The sequence below is a fragment of the Leptotrichia sp. genome (assembly GCF_057270615.1).
Genome location: NZ_DBHIXN010000010.1, coordinates 19,609 through 41,395, shown reverse-complemented (window position 1 = coordinate 41,395; position 21,787 = coordinate 19,609). Strand labels below are relative to the sequence as shown.

Annotated in this window: 21 protein-coding genes; 2 read left to right on the top strand and 19 right to left on the bottom strand. The window is 29.0% G+C overall.

Features of this window, described 5'->3' with window-relative positions:
- Positions 1-47: 47 nt before the first annotated feature.
- Complete coding sequence (gene groL / locus ACO409_RS03430; RefSeq protein WP_485554842.1) at positions 48-1,670, bottom strand: chaperonin GroEL; 1,623 nt, start codon at positions 1,668-1,670, stop codon at positions 48-50.
- Between the two features lie 178 nt (positions 1,671-1,848).
- A complete protein-coding gene (locus tag ACO409_RS03425) occupies positions 1,849-2,112 on the bottom strand; it encodes a co-chaperone GroES (RefSeq protein ID WP_485554840.1) in 264 nt (87 codons plus the stop codon).
- A 493-nt stretch (positions 2,113-2,605) separates the two neighbouring features.
- On the opposite strand from ACO409_RS03425, the gene ACO409_RS03420 reads away from it, so the two are divergent.
- The gene (locus tag ACO409_RS03420) at positions 2,606-4,315 is read left to right on the top strand and encodes a DEAD/DEAH box helicase (protein WP_485554838.1); all 1,710 of its coding nucleotides are present in this window, start codon (positions 2,606-2,608) and stop codon (positions 4,313-4,315) included.
- Positions 4,316-4,638: 323 nt separating this feature from the next.
- Here ACO409_RS03420 and ACO409_RS03415 read toward each other — a convergent pair whose 3' ends face one another.
- From ACO409_RS03415 to ACO409_RS03395, 5 genes are all read right to left on the bottom strand, one after another.
- On the bottom strand, positions 4,639-5,604 hold the full coding sequence (locus tag ACO409_RS03415; RefSeq protein ID WP_485554836.1) for a DUF4300 family protein: 966 nt from the start codon (positions 5,602-5,604) through the stop codon (positions 4,639-4,641).
- A 151-nt stretch (positions 5,605-5,755) separates the two neighbouring features.
- Positions 5,756-6,310 carry a hypothetical protein gene (locus tag ACO409_RS03410; RefSeq protein WP_485554834.1) on the bottom strand — a complete coding sequence of 185 codons (555 nt, stop codon included), beginning with the start codon at positions 6,308-6,310 and terminating at the stop codon, positions 5,756-5,758.
- 230 nt (positions 6,311-6,540) lie between these two features.
- Positions 6,541-7,404, bottom strand: coding sequence for a hypothetical protein (locus ACO409_RS03405; RefSeq protein ID WP_485554832.1), 864 nt, complete (start codon positions 7,402-7,404; stop codon positions 6,541-6,543).
- A gap of 144 nt (positions 7,405-7,548) precedes the next feature.
- Positions 7,549-7,950, bottom strand: a complete 402-nt coding sequence (locus ACO409_RS03400) for a cupin domain-containing protein (RefSeq protein WP_485554830.1) — start codon at positions 7,948-7,950, stop codon at positions 7,549-7,551.
- Positions 7,951-8,015: 65 nt separating this feature from the next.
- On the bottom strand, positions 8,016-8,693 hold the full coding sequence (locus tag ACO409_RS03395; RefSeq protein WP_485554828.1) for a DUF1003 domain-containing protein: 678 nt from the start codon (positions 8,691-8,693) through the stop codon (positions 8,016-8,018).
- Between the two features lie 289 nt (positions 8,694-8,982).
- Here ACO409_RS03395 and thrC point away from each other — a divergent pair, with 289 nt between their 5' ends.
- Positions 8,983-10,476 (top strand): threonine synthase, encoded by a 1,494-nt coding sequence (thrC, locus tag ACO409_RS03390; RefSeq protein WP_485554826.1) that lies wholly within the window; start codon positions 8,983-8,985, stop codon positions 10,474-10,476.
- A gap of 162 nt (positions 10,477-10,638) precedes the next feature.
- On the opposite strand, the gene ACO409_RS03385 is transcribed toward thrC, so the two are convergent.
- The 12 genes from ACO409_RS03385 to ACO409_RS03330 all read right to left on the bottom strand — a co-directional run bounded on the left by ACO409_RS03385 (position 10,639) and on the right by ACO409_RS03330 (position 21,756).
- The gene (locus ACO409_RS03385) at positions 10,639-11,277 is read right to left on the bottom strand and encodes a V-type ATP synthase subunit D (RefSeq protein ID WP_485554825.1); all 639 of its coding nucleotides are present in this window, start codon (positions 11,275-11,277) and stop codon (positions 10,639-10,641) included.
- A 3-nt stretch (positions 11,278-11,280) separates the two neighbouring features.
- Positions 11,281-12,660: a V-type ATP synthase subunit B gene (locus ACO409_RS03380; RefSeq protein WP_026749081.1), complete on the bottom strand. Its 1,380-nt coding sequence runs from the start codon at positions 12,658-12,660 to the stop codon at positions 11,281-11,283.
- Entirely contained in the window at positions 12,653-14,428 is a 1,776-nt protein-coding gene (locus tag ACO409_RS03375) for a V-type ATP synthase subunit A (RefSeq protein WP_485554823.1), read from the bottom strand. Before ACO409_RS03375 ends, ACO409_RS03380 begins: the two co-directional genes overlap by 8 nt.
- A 17-nt stretch (positions 14,429-14,445) precedes the next feature.
- Complete coding sequence (locus tag ACO409_RS03370) at positions 14,446-14,754, bottom strand: V-type ATP synthase subunit F (protein ID WP_485554821.1); 309 nt, start codon at positions 14,752-14,754, stop codon at positions 14,446-14,448.
- Complete coding sequence (locus tag ACO409_RS03365; protein WP_485554819.1) at positions 14,747-15,745, bottom strand: V-type ATP synthase subunit C; 999 nt, start codon at positions 15,743-15,745, stop codon at positions 14,747-14,749. Before ACO409_RS03365 ends, ACO409_RS03370 begins: the two co-directional genes overlap by 8 nt.
- Before the next feature lie 245 nt (positions 15,746-15,990).
- On the bottom strand, positions 15,991-16,542 hold the full coding sequence (locus ACO409_RS03360; RefSeq protein ID WP_485554818.1) for a V-type ATP synthase subunit E: 552 nt from the start codon (positions 16,540-16,542) through the stop codon (positions 15,991-15,993).
- A 66-nt stretch (positions 16,543-16,608) separates the two neighbouring features.
- Positions 16,609-17,082: a V-type ATP synthase subunit K gene (locus tag ACO409_RS03355; RefSeq protein WP_018450249.1), complete on the bottom strand. Its 474-nt coding sequence runs from the start codon at positions 17,080-17,082 to the stop codon at positions 16,609-16,611.
- A 66-nt stretch (positions 17,083-17,148) separates the two neighbouring features.
- The gene (locus ACO409_RS03350) at positions 17,149-19,122 is read right to left on the bottom strand and encodes a V-type ATP synthase subunit I (RefSeq protein ID WP_485554816.1); all 1,974 of its coding nucleotides are present in this window, start codon (positions 19,120-19,122) and stop codon (positions 17,149-17,151) included.
- Positions 19,122-19,433: a hypothetical protein gene (locus ACO409_RS03345; RefSeq protein WP_485554814.1), complete on the bottom strand. Its 312-nt coding sequence runs from the start codon at positions 19,431-19,433 to the stop codon at positions 19,122-19,124. Before ACO409_RS03345 ends, ACO409_RS03350 begins: the two co-directional genes overlap by 1 nt.
- Before the next feature lie 268 nt (positions 19,434-19,701).
- Positions 19,702-20,121, bottom strand: a complete 420-nt coding sequence (locus ACO409_RS03340) for a cell division protein FtsL (RefSeq protein WP_485554812.1) — start codon at positions 20,119-20,121, stop codon at positions 19,702-19,704.
- Positions 20,122-20,128: 7 nt separating this feature from the next.
- Positions 20,129-21,055, bottom strand: coding sequence for a 16S rRNA (cytosine(1402)-N(4))-methyltransferase RsmH (rsmH, locus tag ACO409_RS03335; protein WP_485554810.1), 927 nt, complete (start codon positions 21,053-21,055; stop codon positions 20,129-20,131).
- Between the two features lie 140 nt (positions 21,056-21,195).
- Entirely contained in the window at positions 21,196-21,756 is a 561-nt protein-coding gene (locus ACO409_RS03330; protein ID WP_485554808.1) for a DJ-1 family glyoxalase III, read from the bottom strand.
- Between the last annotated feature and the right edge of the window lie 31 nt (positions 21,757-21,787).

Here is a 21,787-nt window from a genome sequence, read left to right as displayed (position 1 = left end):
AGAAAGAGGTAGTTTAATCACTACCTCCATTTAATTTAATTAATAAATTACATCATTCCTGGCATTCCCATTCCACCTGGCATTCCACCTGCTGGAACTTCTTCCTTTTCATTTCCAACTGCCACTTCAGTTGTTAATAATACTGAAGATACTGATACTGCATTTTGAATTGCAGAACGTGTAACTTTGGCAGGGTCAATAATTCCAGCTTTTACCATATCTACATACTCTTCTTTTGCAGCATCAAATCCTGTTCCATTTTCAGAATTTCTTACTTTTTCAACTACAACACCTGCATCAATTCCAGCATTGATAGCAATTTGTCTAAGCGGTGCAGATAATGCTTTTTTCACAATTTCTACTCCAAGTCCTTCTTCACCAGATAATTTAAAGTCTTCAATATCTTTTACAATTTGAATTAAAATTGTTCCACCACCTGGCACAATTCCTTCTTCTACAGCAGCTTTTGTCGCATTTAAGGCATCTTCAATTCTCAATTTTCTTTCTTTCATCTCAGTTTCAGTTGCAGCTCCAACTTTTATTACTGCTACTCCACCAGATAATTTTGCAAGTCTTTCTTGCAGTTTTTCTTTATCGTAATCAGAAGTTGTTTCTGCAATTGCATTTTTAATTTGTCCTATTCTTGCTTGAATTTCTTCTTTTTCTCCCAATCCATCTACAATAACTGTATTATCTTTAGTAATTCTAACTTTTTTAGCTTGTCCTAACAAATTAATATCAGCATTTTCAAGTTTTATTCCCTTTTCTTCAGAAATAACTTCTCCACCAGTCAAAATTGCAATATCCTGTAACATAGCTTTTCTTCTATCTCCAAATGCAGGAGCTTTTACAGCGGCCACATTTAATGTTCCACGAAGTTTGTTTACAACAAGAGTTGCAAGCGCTTCACCTTCTACATCTTCTGCAATTATCAACATAGGCTTGCTAGTTTCTACTGTTTTTTCTAAAACTGGTAATAATTCTTTCATATTTGCAATTTTTTTATCTGTAATCAAAATAAATGGATTATCCATTTCCACAACCATTCTTTCAGAATCTGAAACCATATAAGGTGACAAATATCCATTATCAAACTGCATTCCTTCCACAACTTCTAAAGTCGTATCCAAAGAACGTGCTTCTTCAACTGTAATAACTCCAGATTCTCCAACTTTTTCCATAGCTTGAGCAATTAATTGACCAATTTCTACATCTCCTGCCGAAATTGCCCCAACTTGTGCAATTTCTTCATTTGATTCAACTTTTTTAGCTCTCTTTGTAAGCTCTTCAATTACTTTTTTAGATGCAGCTTCCATTCCACGTCTTATAAACACAGGATTAGCTCCAGAAGCTACCATTTTTAGCCCTTCCTTTATTAAAGCCTGAGCTAGCACAGTTGCAGTAGTTGTCCCGTCTCCTGCCACATCATTTGATTTTGTAGCCACTTCTTTTACAATTTGTGCCCCAAGATTTTCAATTGGATCTTTAAGTTCAATTTCTTTTGCGATTGTAACACCATCATTTGTAATCATTGGTGCTCCAAATCCTCTATCTAATACTACATTTCTACCTTTTGGTCCAAGTGTAATTTTTACGGCATCAGCCAATGTGTCTACTCCCACTTCAAGTGACTTTCTTGCATCTTCATTAAATTTTATTATTTTTCCCATTTTAATTTTCTCCTTCTAAATTTTGTAAATTTTTTATTGTAAAACTCTACTAGATATCTTCGATAATCTAAACTTTTTTATTTCTACAAGGAGTCAAGCCCCTTTGCTTTAAGATATTTATTTTAATTTTAAAATTTATATAATTATCAAATAAATCTATTATAGTTTGTCAAATTTATTATTCAACAATTGCTAAAATATTATCTTTTTCCAAAATTAAGTAACTTTCTTCTCCATCCTTAACTTCTGTTCCAGAATATTTTTCAAAAATTACCTTATCTCCTACTTTTACTTCATCAATTTTTGAACCGATTGCCAAAACTTCTCCAATTATAGGCTTTTCCTTTGAAGCTGTTCCTGGCAGTACAATTCCACTTTTTGTAACTTCTTCTTGTTCAGTTTGTTTTATTAAAACTCTTTCTCCCAATGGTTTAATTATCATTTTGTCCTCCTAAAGTCTATGTTTTTATTTTTTTAAATAAAAATTTTTTGATTTAATATTAGCACTCTATAACTTTAATTGCTAACAATATAATAATACATTTTTGAAAATTTTGCAAGTCTTTTTTTAAAAATTTTTTACTTTTATTTTACCATCTCCTATTTTATGCCTAAATATTCTGACATATTATGAAATTAAATCACAGATAAAAATTAAAATAATACATTTCTTTAATTTTATATTTAAAATATTCACAAAAAATTATCTTATTATTTTATACAAAAAATAATTTATAAAAATAAGTACAAAAATTATAAAAATATGGTATAATAATATATACGAATTTTTTTTAATAATAAGTATAAATAATACCATTCTCATTAAAATAATATCTTTATCATAGATTTTTCTAGCATCAAATAAAATATAATTTATATTTTTTAATGAGGTTTAGTATAAAATATAAAAGTAAAGGAAGGTAAAATAAAAAATAATGCAAAAATTTGAAGATTTTGGATTAAGTATAGAAATGCTTAATGCTTTGAGCAAAAAAGGATTTGAAGAACCAAGTGAAATACAAAAACTGGTAATTCCTGAATTACTAAAAGAAAGAACACATTTAATAGGACAAGCACAAACAGGAACAGGAAAGACTGCTGCATTTGGTATTCCTATTCTAGAAACAATCGAAGCTGATAAAATAGTCAGGGCTTTAATCTTAGCACCTACAAGAGAACTTGCCAATCAAGTAGCTGATGAAATTTATTCACTAAAAGGTGAAAAAGATTTAAAAGTTCTAGCAGTTTATGGTGGTGCTTCTATTGAAAACCAAATTAAAAAATTAAAGTCTGGAGTTGACATTGTTGTTGGAACACCTGGACGTGTTATGGATTTAATGAGAAAGAAAATCTTAAAAGTTGATCAACTAGACTACTTCGTACTAGATGAAGCTGATGAAATGCTTAATATGGGATTTCTAGAAGATATTGAAGCAATTTTAGAAAAAACTAACGATGAGAAAAAAATGTTATTCTTTTCAGCTACAATTCCTAAAGCAATTATGGCTATTGCTAAAAAATTTATGCCAGAACATAAATTATTAAAAGTTGAAAAAAAAGAACTTACAACTAATTTGACTGAACAAATTTATTATGAGGTTAAACAAGAAGATAAGTTTGAAGCCTTATGTAGAGTTTTAGACTATGAACAAGATTTTTACGGAATTGTTTTCTGCCGTACAAAATCAGAAGTTGACGATGTTACAAATAAATTAAAAGCTAGAAACTACGATGCTGAATGTATTCACGGAGATATTACTCAAGCTCTTAGACAAAAAGCTCTTGACTTATTCAAGAAAAAAATATTAACAGTATTAGTTGCAACAGACGTTGCTGCACGTGGAATTGACGTAAGTAACCTAACACACGTTATAAACTACTCTATTCCGCAAGAAGCAGAATCTTATGTTCATAGAATTGGAAGAACAGGACGTGCTGGGCAAAAAGGTGTAGCAATAACTTTTGTAACTCCAAGAGAAGCAAGTAAACTTGCTCAAATTAAACGTATTACAAAGACAGAAATCAAAAGAGAACATATTCCAAATGTTGAAGAAATTTTGGAAGCTAAAAAAGAAGCACTAGTTGCTTATGTAGATGAAATCATAATGGAAAACGATTTTAATGAATATTCAGAACTTGCTCAAAGACTTATGGATGGAAGAGATCCCCAAAAAGTACTGGCTTCTGTGTTAAGACATGTTTATGAAGATGAATTTTTACCTGAAAACTACAATGAGATAACTGATGTTAAAGTTAAAATCAATGACAAAACAAGATTATTTATTGCCCTTGGAAGTAAAGATGGCTATAATGTTGGAAGATTACTTGACTTATTAAACAAAAAAGCAAAAACTCCAGGAAGAAAAGTAAAAGATGTAAAAATTATGGATAAATATTCTTTCATAACAGTACCATTACAAGAAGCAGAATATATTATGCGAGCTTTAAATTCTAAAAAAGATGCAAAACCTCTTGTTGAAGAAGCTACTGGAAGCAGAAACGGTACAAGAGAAAAATCTGGTAAAAAATCAGATAGAAAAAAGGATAAAAAAGGAAGAAAAAAATCTTCTGATAAAAAAAGTAAAAAATCAGAACGAACTTCTAAAAGCAAAAAAGATAAAAAAACAAGAAAAATAAAAAAATAGCCTTTAATTTGTAGTCAGAACCACTTAATTTAACAAAAAACTCAGAAGATAAAAATAAATTTATTTTCCGAGTTTTTATTTTTTATAAATGAAGCCAAAAACTAACTGATTTAAAACTGAACTCAAAAGCTATGATTATTTTACTTATATCTTAATCTTTAATAGCTTAATTTTGAATGAGTTCAAGTATATTTATTGTTATAGCAGTAGATTTTATAAATTAACAAAGTGTTGATCTCTTGCAATAAAAATAAATAAAATATATTTTCTGTTTTTTAATAGAATTTGATATAAATCTATATCCAATTTTGTACTTTCCAGTATTAATCCCTATTATTCTGATTAATTCTATATCCTTTCATTAATTCATCATTTTCCATAATAAACGGCTTAGCTACAGGCTGTCCCCATGCAGTATCATATTTATGCATCAAATAATCATTCAATTCTGTCCGATTATTAAATTTTAAAGCCTGATAAGGTTGCTGAAATGCCAACTTTTCAATAAACAATAACTTTCCATCTTTTTCTGGAACTAAAATTCCAACATGTCCTATAAATAAAATATTTTCTTCAGGATCATCATTAAAATGGAAAAATACAGAAATCATTGATATTTTACTATTTTTATCAAACTTAATTCCTCGCTCTTTCCAGGCTTTTTTCACATTTTCAACATGAATATTAATATCTTTAGTCATTTTTGTAGGAATTTCTGAAAATAAATTAATAAATTTATCTTCTTCATTTTGAGAAAATAACTTAAACGGTACATTTTTTAACGATTCCATATCCATAAAAAGCATTTCTCCTGTTTTTATAGCAGGTTTTTCCACTTTCACATAATCTTTCATTAATGTAAATGCTGTTATTCGGCAGTTAAATCCTGGAAAATTTTTATTTTTTTTATCCCAAATATTTTGTATTGCTGCTTCATCATAAGTTGGATCTATATTTTTAGAATTAATAAATCCTGATTTTATCAATCCTTTATTTTCAGTTGCTTCATTGTAATAATTTACACTTTTTAAAAAAAGATCTATATTATTTGAATTAACTCCCGCATTTTCTAAACTTTTTTGAATTTGGTCCTGTACAGTTTTATCTGCTATATTTGAATACTCTATACTTTTCAAACCAACTTTTTCTAATTTTGAATTTTTTATGACTTTTATATTTTCAACAGTATCTTGTGTTTTTATATTACTAACTTCACTGCTATTTTTATTGGAACAACTTAATATAAATATAACTGACATAAAAATTAATAACATTTTTTTATTTTTCATCTAATCACCATTTTTATAAATATTTTTTTATAGATCTGTTCAACAAACTTATAAACTATAAAATATTTTATCAATAACAAATAAAATAATATTATTTTTAATTACATTAAAACAATTATTGAACAAATCTAATAATTTTTGATAAATAATTTTACGATTTACTGTTTATATTAAAACTTTTGCTATTATTTGTAAAATAATTTTTTTTATTTTGTGAAACTGAGATTTTCAAATTTTCTGTATCATTTTGAGATGTTTCTTTATTAGAATCCTTATCTTCTGCTAATTCCAAATACAAATACTTACCATCTTTTGCTTCTGCATTTTCATCATCTATTTTATCACTTGTGTATATTTTAGAAACTTCTCTGTCTATTTTTGTTTCAGTTGTATTAACTATAGGTTCGTCAGCTTTATCTTCAATATCCTTCTTAGAAATATTTTTTTGAGTTACTTTAACTGCATTTTTAGATAATTTTTCATTTTTTATTGATTTATCAAATTCAATAATTACAGCTTTTACTTTTTTTCTAGAGCCTTGCTTTTCAGTTACTGCTGTTACATTTTTTATATTATTTACATTCAGATTTTCTTTGTCTGCAATCTTTATGTCAATATGATTATCCTTGCTTTCTGTCAATATTACAAGTCCAACTAATATAATCAAAGCTCCAAGCATTACATTTCCTAAAACATTTATTTTCATAACAATTCCTCCTATTCTTTCAAATATTTTATATTATTTTAATAATTTTTGTTTTTATATTATACATTACATTTTTGTTAAAATTTTGTTTTTTTTCTTAGATTTTCTTTATTTATAAAGAAATTGAATAAATACTATAAAATAAAAGGAATTACTTTAAACCAGTTAAAAACAATTCCTCTTATTAATTTATTTATTCACAATTTTCAAAAATTTAAATTAATTTATTTTTATTTTTTTTGAAATTCATCAACTTTTTTCATAAGGCTATCCCACAATTTATTTCCTTCCTGAATAGCTTGTTGTCCTAATTCACTATTTTTAACATCGTTTATACCTTTTTCAATGCCCTTTAATGAATCAAGCATTTTTTGAACATCAATTTGTTTTGACGAATACAATTCTTTACCTTTTTGAAGTAGTTTTGGACATTCCTTATCAAATGCAGCATCTCCAGTAGGATTACATTTTGAATTTTTAAATAAATTACTAGATTTTTTTACATTTTCCAAAGCTTTTTCACCATTTCTAATTCCTTCTCCTGTATCTTTCTTTTCAAAACTCTTTCTTAACATATCCATCAAAGTTGCTGTATTTCTTTCGCTATCTGCAAACATTTTATCAATTCTTGCCTGCTCCCTTTTTACATTTTCCTGAACTTGTGCATCATTTGAATTTGGAATTATATTATTTTGAATTACTGGTGTTCCTTGATTTTTTTGATTTTGATCTTGCTGGTCTTGATTTTGATTCTGATTTTGGTTTTGGTTTTGACCTTGATCGGTTGTTATATTTGCCATTGTCCCTTCAGATTGTTGCTGAGCACTTACATTATCTGGATTATTGTTATTAAGTAAATAAATGTTATAAAATCCTCCACCTAAAAGTGCTATAAGCGATAAATAAAACAATCCTTCTATAACTTTATCATTTGTTGTTTTAGCATCCTTTATCTTTCCAACTGCTTCATTTTTTCCAAGTCCTTGTTCCTCCATATATTCTTTCATTAATTTTCTGTTTTCAATTCCTTTTTTTACAAATGGAATTCCTGTCGCAATAACGACAACTAATGCAAATATTACAAATAACATCATAACTGCTCCTTCTTTTACTTTTTTATTTAAATTTTTTATACCAAACTCTATTAAAAAAATAAAAATTGTTGTTTATTTATTGGTACAATTCTTGTTTTCCAAAAAAATTTATCTTAAAATAGAGATATTGTTCAATTTAAAATTTTAATCAAAAAAGATACAAATCCATATACAGCAAGGATTCTTGCTTGTATAACTAACTCTATGCCTTTCTCCCTTTTTTATTAATACTGTATCTCCTTTTTCTAATTGTAGTTTCATATCATTAGTATCTTTTATGTTTTTGATTATATTTTCATTTGTTTTAGGATTTTTATTTTTGAATGTTTCATTTCCATAATATTCAATTTCAGCATTCCCCTGTACTAAAATTACAAATTCATTTTTATCCGATTCTTGCCAATCTGTAACTTGTCCAGTTGAAATAATTTTCTCAATTTTCACATTCTCATTTTCAGACAAAATTTTTACAATTTCTTTACTCTCAGATAAATCTTTCAAATCAAAAATATTTAGTTTAACATTTTTAGTTTTGTTTATTTTCACTTTAATCCTCCCCTTATTCCCAAAAAGTTATATTTCTAAAATTTTAATGATAAAAAATATTTATTTTATTTATTTTTTTTCTCATTTTCTGAAATATCAATAAACTTATATTCTCTATTTCCTTTTGTAGATGTTATTTTTTTCTTCTTTTCCAATTCTAAAACACGTTTTGCTATTTTATCCTGCTTTTCGATCAAATCATCTAACTTGTAATGTAAATCTTCAATTATAATTTCATTTTTTAAATTAACTTTATAATCATTTTCAGATTTTTCTCTATCCATTTTCTTTTTTTTGTTTTGATTAAAAATAATAAACGAGCAAAATATCAATACTACAAACGACAGAACTACATTCATTATGACAAATGAATATGGATTAAATTTATCTTCTAAAAGAAAAATAACATCTGTTAAAATCCATATCGACATAAATATTGCTAAAAATATAATAAATTTTTCACTTCCTACAAAATTTAAAATTTTATATGAAAATTTTCTTTTTTCACTTTCCTCTTCTTTTATAACTTTTGAGACTTTTTGTTCTAGCAGCATGTGTATGATTTCTTCCCTTTTCATTTCATCATCCACATTTTTTAACATATCTTTTAATGCTTTTTCTTTTTTTAACTTTAACTCATTTTCCAAATTATTTTTATTTAATTCAACATCTTTTTTTATTTTATTAGATGCTGCATTTTTATTCATCATTTTTATATTTGATTCTTCAATTCTGCTTTTCAATTTTTTTCCCTCCTCTTAAATTTTCAATCAAGATGATAAGCTAAATGATATCAGTATTTTAACAACTTATCTTTCAAATTAAATTTTTAGACTAATTTTAATATTATGATACCATTTTCAGAAAAAAAATACAAGTAAATAATACTACTTAACATGTCTATCTATAATTTTTTTACTTTTTTAAATAAAAGTTTAAGTATTGCCGTTGTAATAACTCATATTTTATGGTATATTATAACAATAGAAAGATATTTTTACGAATAAAATAATTTAAAGAAGAGGTGTAATTATGAATTATAGAAGTACAAGAGGAAACCAATTGCAAAGCTCAACTTTTGCCACACTTCATGGACTGGCAAATGATGGTGGACTTTATATCCCAGAAAAGTTACCAAAAGTAAAACTGACTTATGATGAATTAAAAGACTTATCTTATCAAGAAATTTCAGAAAAAATTATAAAATTATTTTTTACAGAATTTTCAGACGAAGAAATAAAAACTGCTGTAAATAATGCCTATAACAGCACAACTTTTAATGATAAGAATATTGTTCCAGTTCACAAATTAAACGACAAAGTGAGTTTTGGAGAATTATTTCATGGAAGAACATTAGCATTTAAAGATTTAGCTTTATCACTTTTCCCATATTTACTGCTTTTGAGTAAAGAAAAACAAAAAGAAGACAAAAAAATCTTAATTTTAGCTGCAACTTCTGGAGATACTGGAAAAGCTGCACTTGAAGGATTTAAAGATGTTGATGGAATCAATATTGTTGTTTTTTATCCAAAAAATGGAGTTAGTCCAATGCAAGAAGAACAAATGAGAAAACAGCTTGGAAATAATGTAGAAATTGTTGCAATTAACGGAAATTTTGATGATGCACAAAGTGCCATAAAAGTAATTTTTTCAAGTGAAGAATTTAAAAACTATGCAAATGAGCATAATGTAATGTTTTCAAGTGCAAATTCAATTAATATTGGAAGATTATTCCCACAAGTTATATATTATGTGTCAACTTATGTAAATTTGGTAAATGCTGGGACAATTAAAGCAGGTGAAGAATTTAATGTAGTGGTTCCAACTGGAAACTTTGGAAATATTTTAGCTGGATTTATCGCAAAAAAACTTGGAATACCAATCAAAAAATTTATTTCAGCTTCAAACAAAAACAAAGTTTTAGCTGACTTTTTCCAAACTGGAACATACAACAAAAACAGAGATTTTTATGCAACAAATTCGCCATCAATGGACATTCTTCTTTCATCAAACTTTGAAAGATACTTATATTATGCATTAAACGAAGATAGCAAGAGAGTAAGCGAATTAATTAAAAACTTGCTTTTAGATGGAAAATTGTCAGTAAGTGACAAAGAACTGAAAAATATTCAAAATGAATTTTATGGAGAATTTGCAAACGATGAAGAAACTGTAAGTGCAATTAAGGAAATTTATGAAAACTATCACTATTTGATGGATCCGCACACAGCCGTTGCCTATTCAGTTTACGAAAAACTGGATGAAAAACATCTGGACAAAGACATTCACACTGTAGTAATGTCAACTGCTCATCCATTCAAGTTCCCAGCTCCAATTGCAAAAGCGTTGGGAATTGATGATACAAAAGAACCTTATGCAATTTTGGATGAAGTTTCAGAAATTACTGGAGTAAAATTCCCTGAAAAATTAACTGAAGTTAGAAATTCTAAAATTAGATTTTCAGATGTAATTGATAAGGGTGATATTCAGGATTTTGTGAAAAAATATATAAAAGATTTGAAATAAAGATTAATTTATTTAATAAATCCAATTTTCAGATTGAAAATTGTTGAAAAAAATAATATAAAAAGAGTCGTAATTTAAACGGCTCTATTTTTTTTAATATTATATAACAAGGGGCTTAACCCCTTGCTAAAAAATCTATTATTTAAATAAGTATTATTAAATTTATGCTTTTTCAGCCATCATATCCTTAACTTTCATAAGCCTTGTGATACTTGATCTTTCATTTTCATCAAGTTTCATCTGAATATAACGGATTGTTTCTTCAAGCTGTGGAATTGTCATATATTCCAGTGCATTTACACGACGTCTTGTTTTTTCCACTTCATCTGCCATAAGCTGACATGCCTTTTCAATTTCTGCCAATTCCAGCAAATCTTTCATTACACAATTTAATCCATCAACAGCGTCATCCAAGTCAGCAGATGTTTGTGCATATCCATAAGGATAAGCAACTTCTGTACTTTCCATATTCTTGTTAAAAGTCATTTTAGGTACAATTACACTCATTACATTTTTAGTTTCTATATTTACAGAAAGTTCATCTTCCGAATATGCAATGGCATTTTCCAACATTTCATCAGACATTACACCTCTTGCAAGTAAAAAATCCTTAAATGAATCTTGTAATTTCCCTTCTACCTCTTCACGCAATTTTCTATTTTGTTTTACCAAAATAATAAATTGCCGCATAAGCTCGTCTTGTTTGTCCTTTAACAATTTATGTCCACTTTTGGCAGTTTTTAGACGTATTTTTAACCGGCTTAATTCCATTCTTGTAGGATTTACATTTAATCTTGCCATAGCCTATTCATCTCCTGCAGGTAAATATTTTTCCAAATATTCATCTCTAATTCTTTTCAACTCTGTTCTTGGTAATATTTTTAGTAAATCCCATCCTAAATTTAAAGTGTCTTCAATAGTTCTGTTATTGTCAAATCCTTGAGCCACATATTGTTCCTCAAATGCAGTTGTAAATTTAACAAACGCCTTATCAGTTTCAGACAATGCTGATTCACCCAAGATTACAGCCAGTTCCTTTGCTTCCTTACCAGTCGCATAAGCCGCAAACAGTTGGTTCATCGTATCCGCATGATCTTCTCTTGTTTTTCCTTTTCCAATCCCTTTGTCTTTCAATCTTGAAAGTGATGGTAAAACGTCAATTGGAGGCATCAAATTTTGTTTATATAAATCTCTTGATAAGATTATTTGTCCCTCTGTAATATATCCAGTCAAATCTGGAATTGGGTGAGTTTTATCATCTTCAGGCATTGTTAGGATCGGTATTTGCGTAATTGAACCTTCACGCCCTTTAATTCTTCCTGCTCTTTCATAAATTGTCGATAAGTCGGTATACAAGTATCCTGGATATCCTCTTCTTCCCGGAACTTCCTTTCTTGCTGCTGATACTTCACGTAATGCTTCACAATAATTAGTCAAGTCAGTTAAAATTACAAGTACATGCATTCCTTTTTCAAATGCCAAGTATTCTGCACAGGTAAGTGCCATTTTTGGTGTAGATAAACGTTCAATTGCTGGATCATTAGCCAAATTCATAAACAATACTGCTCTATCTATTGCTCCAGTTTTTATAAAATCTTCCGTAAATGTCTGAGCTTCTTCAAACGTAATTCCTATTGCCCCAAATACTACCGCAAATTTTGAATCTGTCCCCAATACTTTTGCTTGTCTTGCAATTTGAAGCGCTAGTTCTGCATGCGGAAGCCCTGAACCAGAAAATATTGGTAATTTTTGTCCCCTAACAAGAGTATTTAGTCCATCAATCGCAGAAACTCCAGTTTGAATAAATTCTGACGGATAATCACGTGCAACTGGATTTATAGCTGTTCCATTTATATCTAGTGTTTTTTCAGGAATAATTTTTGGCCCGTTATCTTTTGGACGTCCAAGTCCATCAAATACACGTCCAATCATATCTTCAGATACTCCAAGTGAAAGCGGTCTCCCAAGAAATCTTACTTTTGAATCTTTTAGGTTAATTCCAGCTGAATTTTCAAATAACTGCACCACAGCTTTATCTCCATTTACTTCAAGCACACGTCCACGACGAAGCTCTCCCTTTTGAGTCTCAATTTCAACAAGCTCTTCATATTTGATACCTTCAACGCCTTCAACCATCATCAAAGGCCCTACAACTTCCTTAATAGTTTTGTATTCCTTAAGCATTTGCTACACCTCCTTTATTTACAAGTTCATCTATTCCTTTTTCCAATTCTTTTGCTATTTCGTCAATTTTATTTAATTCTGCTTCAGGTAAATATTTTGCTCTTGCAATTCTTTCTCTTATAGGCATTGCAATAATTTCATTTAGATAAGCTCCATTTTCAAGCCCTCTTAATCCTTCATCATAAAATTTTAATACTAAATCAAGCATTTTATCCTGTTTTTCAAGCGAAGTATAAGTATCTGACTCCATAAATGCATTTTGCTGCAAGTAATCTTCTCTTATTGATTTTGCAATTTCCAGTTTAAGCTGATCCTTTTCTGATAATGTATCTTTACCAACTAATCTAACAATTTCCTGTAAGCTATCTTCTTCTTGTAACAATGACATTGCACGAGCTCTATTTCTAGAAAATTCAGGTCCTACATTTTGATTCATCCAATTATCAACTTTTGCTTGATACAACGAATAAGATTTTAACCAATTAATTGCTGGGAAGTGACGTCTATATGCCAAGTTTGCATCTAATCCCCAGAACACCTTAACAATACGAAGTGTCGCTTGCGATACTGGCTCTGAAATATCCCCACCTGGAGGCGAAACTGCTCCAATAACTGTCAATGCCCCTTCTCTTCCATCTTGCCCAAGACAAATTACTTTTCCTGCTCTTTCATAAAATTCTGCAGCTCTTGAACCCAAATAAGCTGGGTATCCTTCATCTCCTGGCATTTCTTCAAGCCGTCCAGACATTTCCCTAAGTGCTTCTGCCCATCTTGAAGTAGAATCTGCCATTATTGCTACTGAATATCCCATATCCCTAAAATATTCTGCAATTGTGATTCCAGTATAAATACTAGCTTCTCTGGCTGCAACTGGCATATTTGAAGTATTTGCTATAAGTACAGTTCTCTTCATTAATGATTGTCCAGTTTTGGGGTCAATTATTTCTGGAAATTCCATAAGAACGTCTGTCATCTCATTTCCACGTTCTCCACATCCTACATAAACTATAATTTCTGCATCTGCCCATTTTGCCATTTGGTGCTGTACAACTGTTTTTCCAGATCCGAAAGGTCCTGGTACACATGCAGTTCCACCTTTAGTTACAGGGAAAAATGTATCAATTACCCTTTGTCCTGTAATTAACGGAGCTTCTGGATTTAATTTTTGCTTATATTTTCTTCCACGTCTTACCGGCCATTTTTGCATCATTTGAACTTCTGCCAATTCACCTTTTTCAGTTTCAATAACTGCAATTGTGTCAACTACCGTATAACTTCCACTTTTAATAGTTTTCAAAGTTCCTTTAATTCCTGCTGGCACCATAATTTTATGATTTACAACAGAAGTTTCTTGAACAGTTCCCAAAATATCTCCTGTTTCAACTGTTGCTCCAGCAGACAAAACAGGTTCAAATTCCCATTTTTTCTCTCTGTTTAAAGGTTTAACTTCTACCCCTTTATCCAAAAAATCCCCTGCTATTTCTTGATATTCCTTTAACGGACGTTGAATTCCATCAAACATCGCTTCAATAAGCCCAGGCCCCAATTCAACACTCAAAGGCTCTCCTGTTGTAAAAACCTCTTCTCCTGGTCCAATTCCCGATGTTTCTTCATATACTTGAATAGAAGCCTGATCGCCTCTCATTTCAATAATTTCACCTATCAATTTTTTCTCTGAAACTCTTACCACGTCATACACATTGGCATTTTCCATACCTTCTGCAACAACAAGAGGTCCAGATACTTTTATTATTTTTCCTGTTTTCAATGAATTTCTCCTTTCATCTAAAATATATTAGATCCTATCGCTTTTTCAACGTACTCATCTATCTTTTTAAGCCCAATTCCTAGACTTCCTTGATTATTCGGAATCAAAATAACAGCTGGAAGCACTTCACGGTTGTATCTTTCAATGGTATTTTCAACCATAGTTGCAATTTGCTCTGTCACAAAGATAATACCATAATTATTGCTTGCCATTTCATCAATTGTGCTTCTGGCTTCTTCTTTTGTAACAACTGGATACACATCAATTCCCAATGCCTTAAATGATAAAATAGAATCTTTATCTCCAACTACACCTATTTTATGCATAAGTTTCACGCAACCTTTCCCTTATTTTATCCGAACTTATGTTGTTTATCTTGCTTACCATTATCATTCTTATTGCATTGATTTCACGCTCTTTTGCAACTAGATATGTAAATAATGGCTCTGGTCCAAATACAACATATTTTGATTCTTTATTTAATTCCATTAAATAATTATCAGAAATTTTCTCAAGTTCCGATAATCTTTTTGTTTCACTAAATATTTCTAGTCCTTTTGCCAGATACACTCCCAATTTTTCTTTTTTGAATTTATTCAAAATAGTATCTATATTATCATTTATTGAAGCGACAATTTTATTTTTTGAAATTGTTCCACCATCAAAAATAACAGTTTCCAAAAATCTCGCATCACGATTCTGTTTTTGAACTCTAAGTAGAGTTATCATATTTTGAAAGTCAATCAATCCTTCAACATAATCAGTAATAACTTTTACATCAATCTCTTTTACTAAACGTGATAAATTTCTAAAATAATGCTTATCTACAAGTATATCAATTCTTTGCGGATTATGATTTTCTTCAAAATCTTTTTGAACTTCAATAATTGCCTCTATTATTTCCTTTGGCAAATCATTACTTTGCAGCTCAAATTTTGTTTTAAATTTTCCAGCATCAATTGTTCCAGCTTGCATAAGCAAATGTGAAAAATCTTTCCCTGTTATTTTACTTTTCAATAATACTTTTAAATTATGATAATCATATTTAAGCGATAAAATATCAACAATTGCAGTATTTTTAACCATTTTTCTTACAATTGAAAATACTCGCTCTGTTTCTCTTTTAAGTATTGTTTCATAATCTTGACTACCATGAATATCAGCCATATCTTGAGAATATTCTGTTTCTCCCAATAATTTTAGCACTTCTTCGGGAGTTTCGGCTTCTATCATTCTTTCCAGTCTATTTCTAGTTAAAAGCCTCTTTTCCAGTACTCTAATAGTTACGACACTTCGTCCGTAATCCATTCTATTCATTTTTTTCTCCCTTTACTGACTCATTTTTCAATCTTTGTGAAAGTTCATGACTTTAAAATTAATACAGTATTTTACTTTTTACTTTCACATTCAACTATTAATTTATTTTATATTTTATACTAAATATATTTGCTAACTTATAATTTATAATTACAAAAAATAAAATTTAAAGTTAAATTTTATCTATGATAAGAAATATTAATTCCTTAAAAATTATTTATAATTTTAGCTACCAAATAAATCTATTATGAAAATAAAAGTTTTGAAATTTCAACTTCCAGTTCATCCCTCATAAAGTCCAATTTTACTTCAAAAGTATAATTTTCCTGAATTCCATTTTCTTCAATAACAAATCCTGAAGTTACAAATTCATTTTCCTTTACTTTTGCACCTGGAAATTCCTTTTTAACTTTTTCCACAAATTCTTTTTTTACAATTAGCTCTTTCCCAGTTATAGTATTCTTATCAATATTTTGATTTAAATAATTAATATATTTTTTTTCATCCATATTAACAAGTTTTGTTTTTAGTTTATCTATAACTTTATCAATTACTGCCTGCTTTGCTTCCAGCTTTTTGTTTCTAGCCTTTAAATTGGCACTTGATTTAATTCTTTCAGAAAGAAGTTCACGATCTCTTCTCGCATTTTCAAGAACAGTTTCTTTTTTTGCATTAATTTTTTTTATTTCAAGATCATATTTATGTTGTGCCTTTTCTTGTGCATCTTTTACAATTTTGTCTGCCTGTGCTTTAGCATCAGCTAATATTTTTGATGTTAAATTATCTAAATTAGACATATTTACTCCTTCTTTGTTTTTATGCCATATTTAATTCTTTTTATTTTTCTATCTTGCAAAATAAAATTAGAATTTTGCCAATAACATAATTGAAACAACGAATGCCAATAATGCATAAGTTTCAACCATTACTGCATAAATAATACCTTTTGTATTTTGTTCTTCATTTTTAGCAAGCAAGCTAATACCAGAAGCCGCAACTCTACCTTGTGCAATAGCTGATCCATATCCTGCGAATGCAATTGGTAAACAAGCCATTAAAATTCCTAATCCAGTTTGTATTGGCATTTCAGGTTTTAATTTTCCTAATACCATAAGTCCGATAACGAATCCATATAATCCTTGTGTACCTGGCAATAATTGTAATACTAACGATTTACCAAACTTTTCAGGTTCTTCACTCATAAGTCCTGAAGCTACTTCCCCAACGATTCCTACACCTTTTGCTGATCCAATTCCTGCTAATAATGTCGCCAATGCCGCACCTAATGTCGCCATTACGATTCCTCCATGTTGTACTAAAAACTGTGAAAAATTCATTTTATTTCCTCCTAATTTTTTATATTTATTAATAATTTTATTAAATTTCTTACTTTATAAAACACATTAATCATCAAGATTTATATATTTGTTTTCTGTTCTAAAATCTTTAAACGGCTTTCCTCCACCTTCATAAAATTTACCAAAATATTCAACATACATAAGTCTTGAAGTATGAACGTAAGCTCCAAGGAAAGATAAGAACATATTAAAAAAATGTCCACCTATTAATATTACTGGTATAAATATCATTCCAACCCAGCTTCCGCTAATCATTCCAGCAATCATATTTATAGCTGACGCAATAAATCCACCAGAAAGTCCCAAGGCCATAAGTCTTGAATAAGACACAAAATCTCCAACATAGCTTGAAATTCCATAAAGGCTGTAAAGCCCTCCTCCAAGTTTTGCTCCAACTCCCTTAGCATCACGTCCACCAGTAAGTACGATTCCAACCATTCCAACAATCATAATCCACATTGACACACTTGTTACAGCAGGCGATAAATTTTTCATTTTAAATACTAAATAAGCCATTCCGCCCATAAGTGCCATATACCAGAATAACACATCATAAACAGCATCCAATGCCTTTCCATCTCTAATAAGCATATACGCCTTTATTGCCAATCCAATAAATATATGAACTACTCCAAATACAATCGAACCAATTAATAAAGTATTATATTCTTTTGATGGATTTATAAGTCGCCACATTCCAGATATTTCTGCTCCAAAATATGAACCATACAAAATTCCCCAGAAAATAACTGAAAAACTTAGATAAAAGAAAAATTTAACCGATTTTCTCATTTGTGAACTCAAGTTTACAACTTTTAAGACAAACATTGTTGCAAGCAGTAAAACAAGTCCATATCCTACATCTGCTCCCATCATTCCAAAAAACAAGATATAAAATGGTGTAAACAACGGTGTCGGATCAATTTCATTATATCTAGGATAAGCATACATCCCCGTTAAATTTTCAAATGAACTAGAAATTTTTCCATTTTTTAATTTTATTGGCACTGTTTCATCATCTTTTCTTGCTTTTTCAAATGTTAAATAATAACTATTTCCAGCTTCATTTTTTACAACTTTTTCAAATTCCTGAACTTTTTCCGTAGGAATCCATCCTTTAATCAAAACTGTATTTTTAGTTTGTGCTAACTTTTCTGATTCTACAATACGCAGTTTTTTGTTTTGCATATATTCATAAACTGCCTGTAAATCAGTCAAATCTTCACTATAAGTCTTGATTTGAGCTTTTAATTTACGTTTTTGTTTTTTAAGTTCACCTATTTCCTTTTGCAATTCATTTTTGTAATCTTGTGGAACTGCATCAATATCAAGATTTTCTACAGTAAAGCTGCTATTTCTAAAAACTTCAGATAATTTTTCCTTTTCACTTTCATCTATACTTGAAATTACAAGATAATAAACTTCATCTTTTACTATTTTAAGTTCTTCATAATAAGTTTTATCAAGTTTAGAAATGCCTCCAATAAAGTCACCCTTTAATTTTAGCGGTATCGTTCCAAGAAATGTATTTACCTTTTTCAATTTTTTTAATTCCATAGGATTTACATCTAGTCGTTCCCACAAATCAATTTCATCATATCGTGCATATTTTTTAGAAATTTCAGATTTTATTTGTGAATATTGTACTCCAATTGAATTTAACTCTGAAGTAATTTTTTTCCAATCATAAGTTAGTGCTTTTTTAGACAATGTATCAAAAGTATAATTTTCATTTCCATGAATAATATCTCTTAAACGCGTCTTTCTTTCATCGTATTTTTTAATAAGAGAAATTGCACTGCTCAACTGATAAAGTCTTTCATCAATATGTGTCAATTCTTCATTGTTTACATATTTTGTAACACCTTCAACTGCATCCTTATCTATTTCTCCATTTTCATCACGTAACTTAATGTCAACAAAATTTACTTCTTTAAATTTTTGAAGCGCCTTTAATATTTTAGCTCTTTGTTCTGCGAAAACAACCAATTCAAATTTACTCATTTTAACTATTGCCATTATTTCACAATCCTCTCTGCCAATAAATTGACAACTTCATCTATTTTTTGCTCATCAATATTACGAATACTGTCAATATTTTCCTCTTCACTTCTCAAAAGGACATTTACTTTTTTTTCAGCATTCTCAATTGACTGTCTTTTCAGATTTTGTGCTTCAATATTAGCTTTAGAAATTATTTTATTACCATCATCTTTTATCTTTTGCTCAATATCTTTCAAAATATCTTTTGCTTTTTCATTTGCACTAGCAATAATTCTATCTGATTCTATTTCAGCACTTTTAATCTTTTCTAAAACTTCTTTTGCCAAGATATAACCTCCTTCACAAATTATTTTTTTAACTTTTACTGTAGTAATACTGTTGTTAAACTAAATTTTCTTTTTTAACTAACCACAATAACTACTATTCAAATAAAATTTTCTATTGACTGATTAGTCATAATATCTATTATGTTATCAATTTTTTTGGTCATTGTCAAGTATTTATTCCCAGTATACAAGGCAATCGTAAGAAAGAAACTTCAAAAGTTCAAATAAAAAAAATATAACACAACTAATTATGCTATATTCTTTTTCACTAATTTTTCAAATCTAAATATATAGGATCGCTTGGAACAGAAAAACCTTCTTTTTTTGCTTCTTCTTCTCGAAGCTTCAAATCATCAGTACTGATATATTTATTATCTAATATCGCAACTTCTTTTTTTAGTTTTTTCAATTCAGTTTCTTTACTTTTTATTTTTTGATCTAAATTTGCTACATCATATCCTACAAAAGATCTTAATAATGCTACTGTCGTTATAATTATAACATAAAACATAACAGTTTTTATAAGTTTTTTATCTAATCCTGCAGTCATGGAAAGTTTTCGCCTAACTTCTGTAGGAGCTGTTACTTTTTTTCTTTTTGCCTCTTCACGTGATCTTGCTGTATTTGTAATTTTTGGAACATCTAATATTTCCATCTTCATTTTTTTGTTTTTAGATACACCATTCATACTCCTTTTATTCACTCCTTTCAAAGATTCTCAGTTTTGCCGAATGTGCTCTATTATTTTTTTCTAACTCTGACGTTTTGGCAACAATCGGTTTTTTTGTAATTATCTTTCCTAAACTTTTTTTATTACATACACAAATTGGTATCTCCTTTGGACAAGTACAAGGATTTTCATATTCACGGAATTTTTCCTTTACAATTCTATCTTCCAAAGAATGAAAAGTAATTACCAAAAGCCTTCCGTTTGTATTGAGTAAATTTACTGCTTTATCCAATGTTTCACTCAAAACTTCAAGTTCTTTATTTACAAAAATTCTAATAGCCTGAAATGTCCTTTTTGCAGGATGCCGTTTCATACTTTTACCTATTGACCTTATAACAATATCCGCAAGTTCTGTCGTAGTTTCAATAGGTTTATTTTTCCTATATTCTACAATCTTTCTTGCAATTTTTCTAGATTTTGGCTCTTCACCATATTTGTAAATAATATCAGCAATCTCTTTTTCAGAAAAATTATTAACAACTTCATAAGCACTTATTTTTAAGTTATCATTCATCCGCATATCCAACTTTGCTTCAAATCTATACGAAAAACCTCTTTTAGCATTATCCAGCTGATTTGAAGAAACTCCTATATCCATCAATATTCGATCAACCTTTTCAAATCCAGCGAGATAAATGGCTGTGTCAATATTTTTAAAATTATCCTGAAATATCTGAAGCCTATTTCCAAATTGCTCAAGTCTCTTTTTAGCAAATTCAATAGCTTGTGTATCCTGATCAATTGCAATAACATTTGAGTTTTTAGAAGATTTTTCTAGAATACCTTGTGTATGTCCACCGCCACCAAGTGTGCAATCAACATAAACTGCATCATAATCTGTTATTATATTGTCCATTACTTCATCAAACAATACTGGCTTATGATATTCCATAAATTTCTCCTTTTTCAAAATTTTTGTGCACTGCAATTAAATTATTTTATTTATTTTACAATTACTGAAGTATTTTACCATATATTTCTTATTTTTTCCATATAAGTTTTTAAATTTTTTATTTTTATTTTCTAACTTTTTTAAAGTACAATTTCTTCTGAAATTTTTTTGGCTTCTTCTTTACCCAAGAGTTCACTAATAATAGCAAGAGAAAAGTCCATTGCAGTTCCAGCACTTCTACTAGTTATAATATTTTCATCCACAACAGCTCTATCATCTTTTAATACAGCCTTTCCTTTTAGCAAATCATTTTTACAGGCTGGAAAGCATACTGCACTTTTTCCTTCCAAAAGTCCAAGACTTGCCAATACTGTAGGAGCAGCACAAATAGCAGCAACCTTTTTGTTTTCAACATCTTTTGAAAACTTTACGACATTATCTAAAAGAAGTTGACAATTAAAATAATTTTGTGTTCCTGGTCCACCAGGCATTACAAGCATATCATATTCTGAAAAATCTATTTCCCCAATAACTTTATCAGCTGTTATTTTCACTTTTCTTGCACTTACCACAAGATTATCATTTGTAATTGAAACTGTATTTACAACAATTCCCGCTCTTTGAAGCAAATCAATTGGTGTAATTGCTTCAATTTCTTCAAATCCATTTGCCAAAAATACTGCAACTTTTTTTCCTTTCAATATTCTTCACTCCTTTATTTATATTATTTAA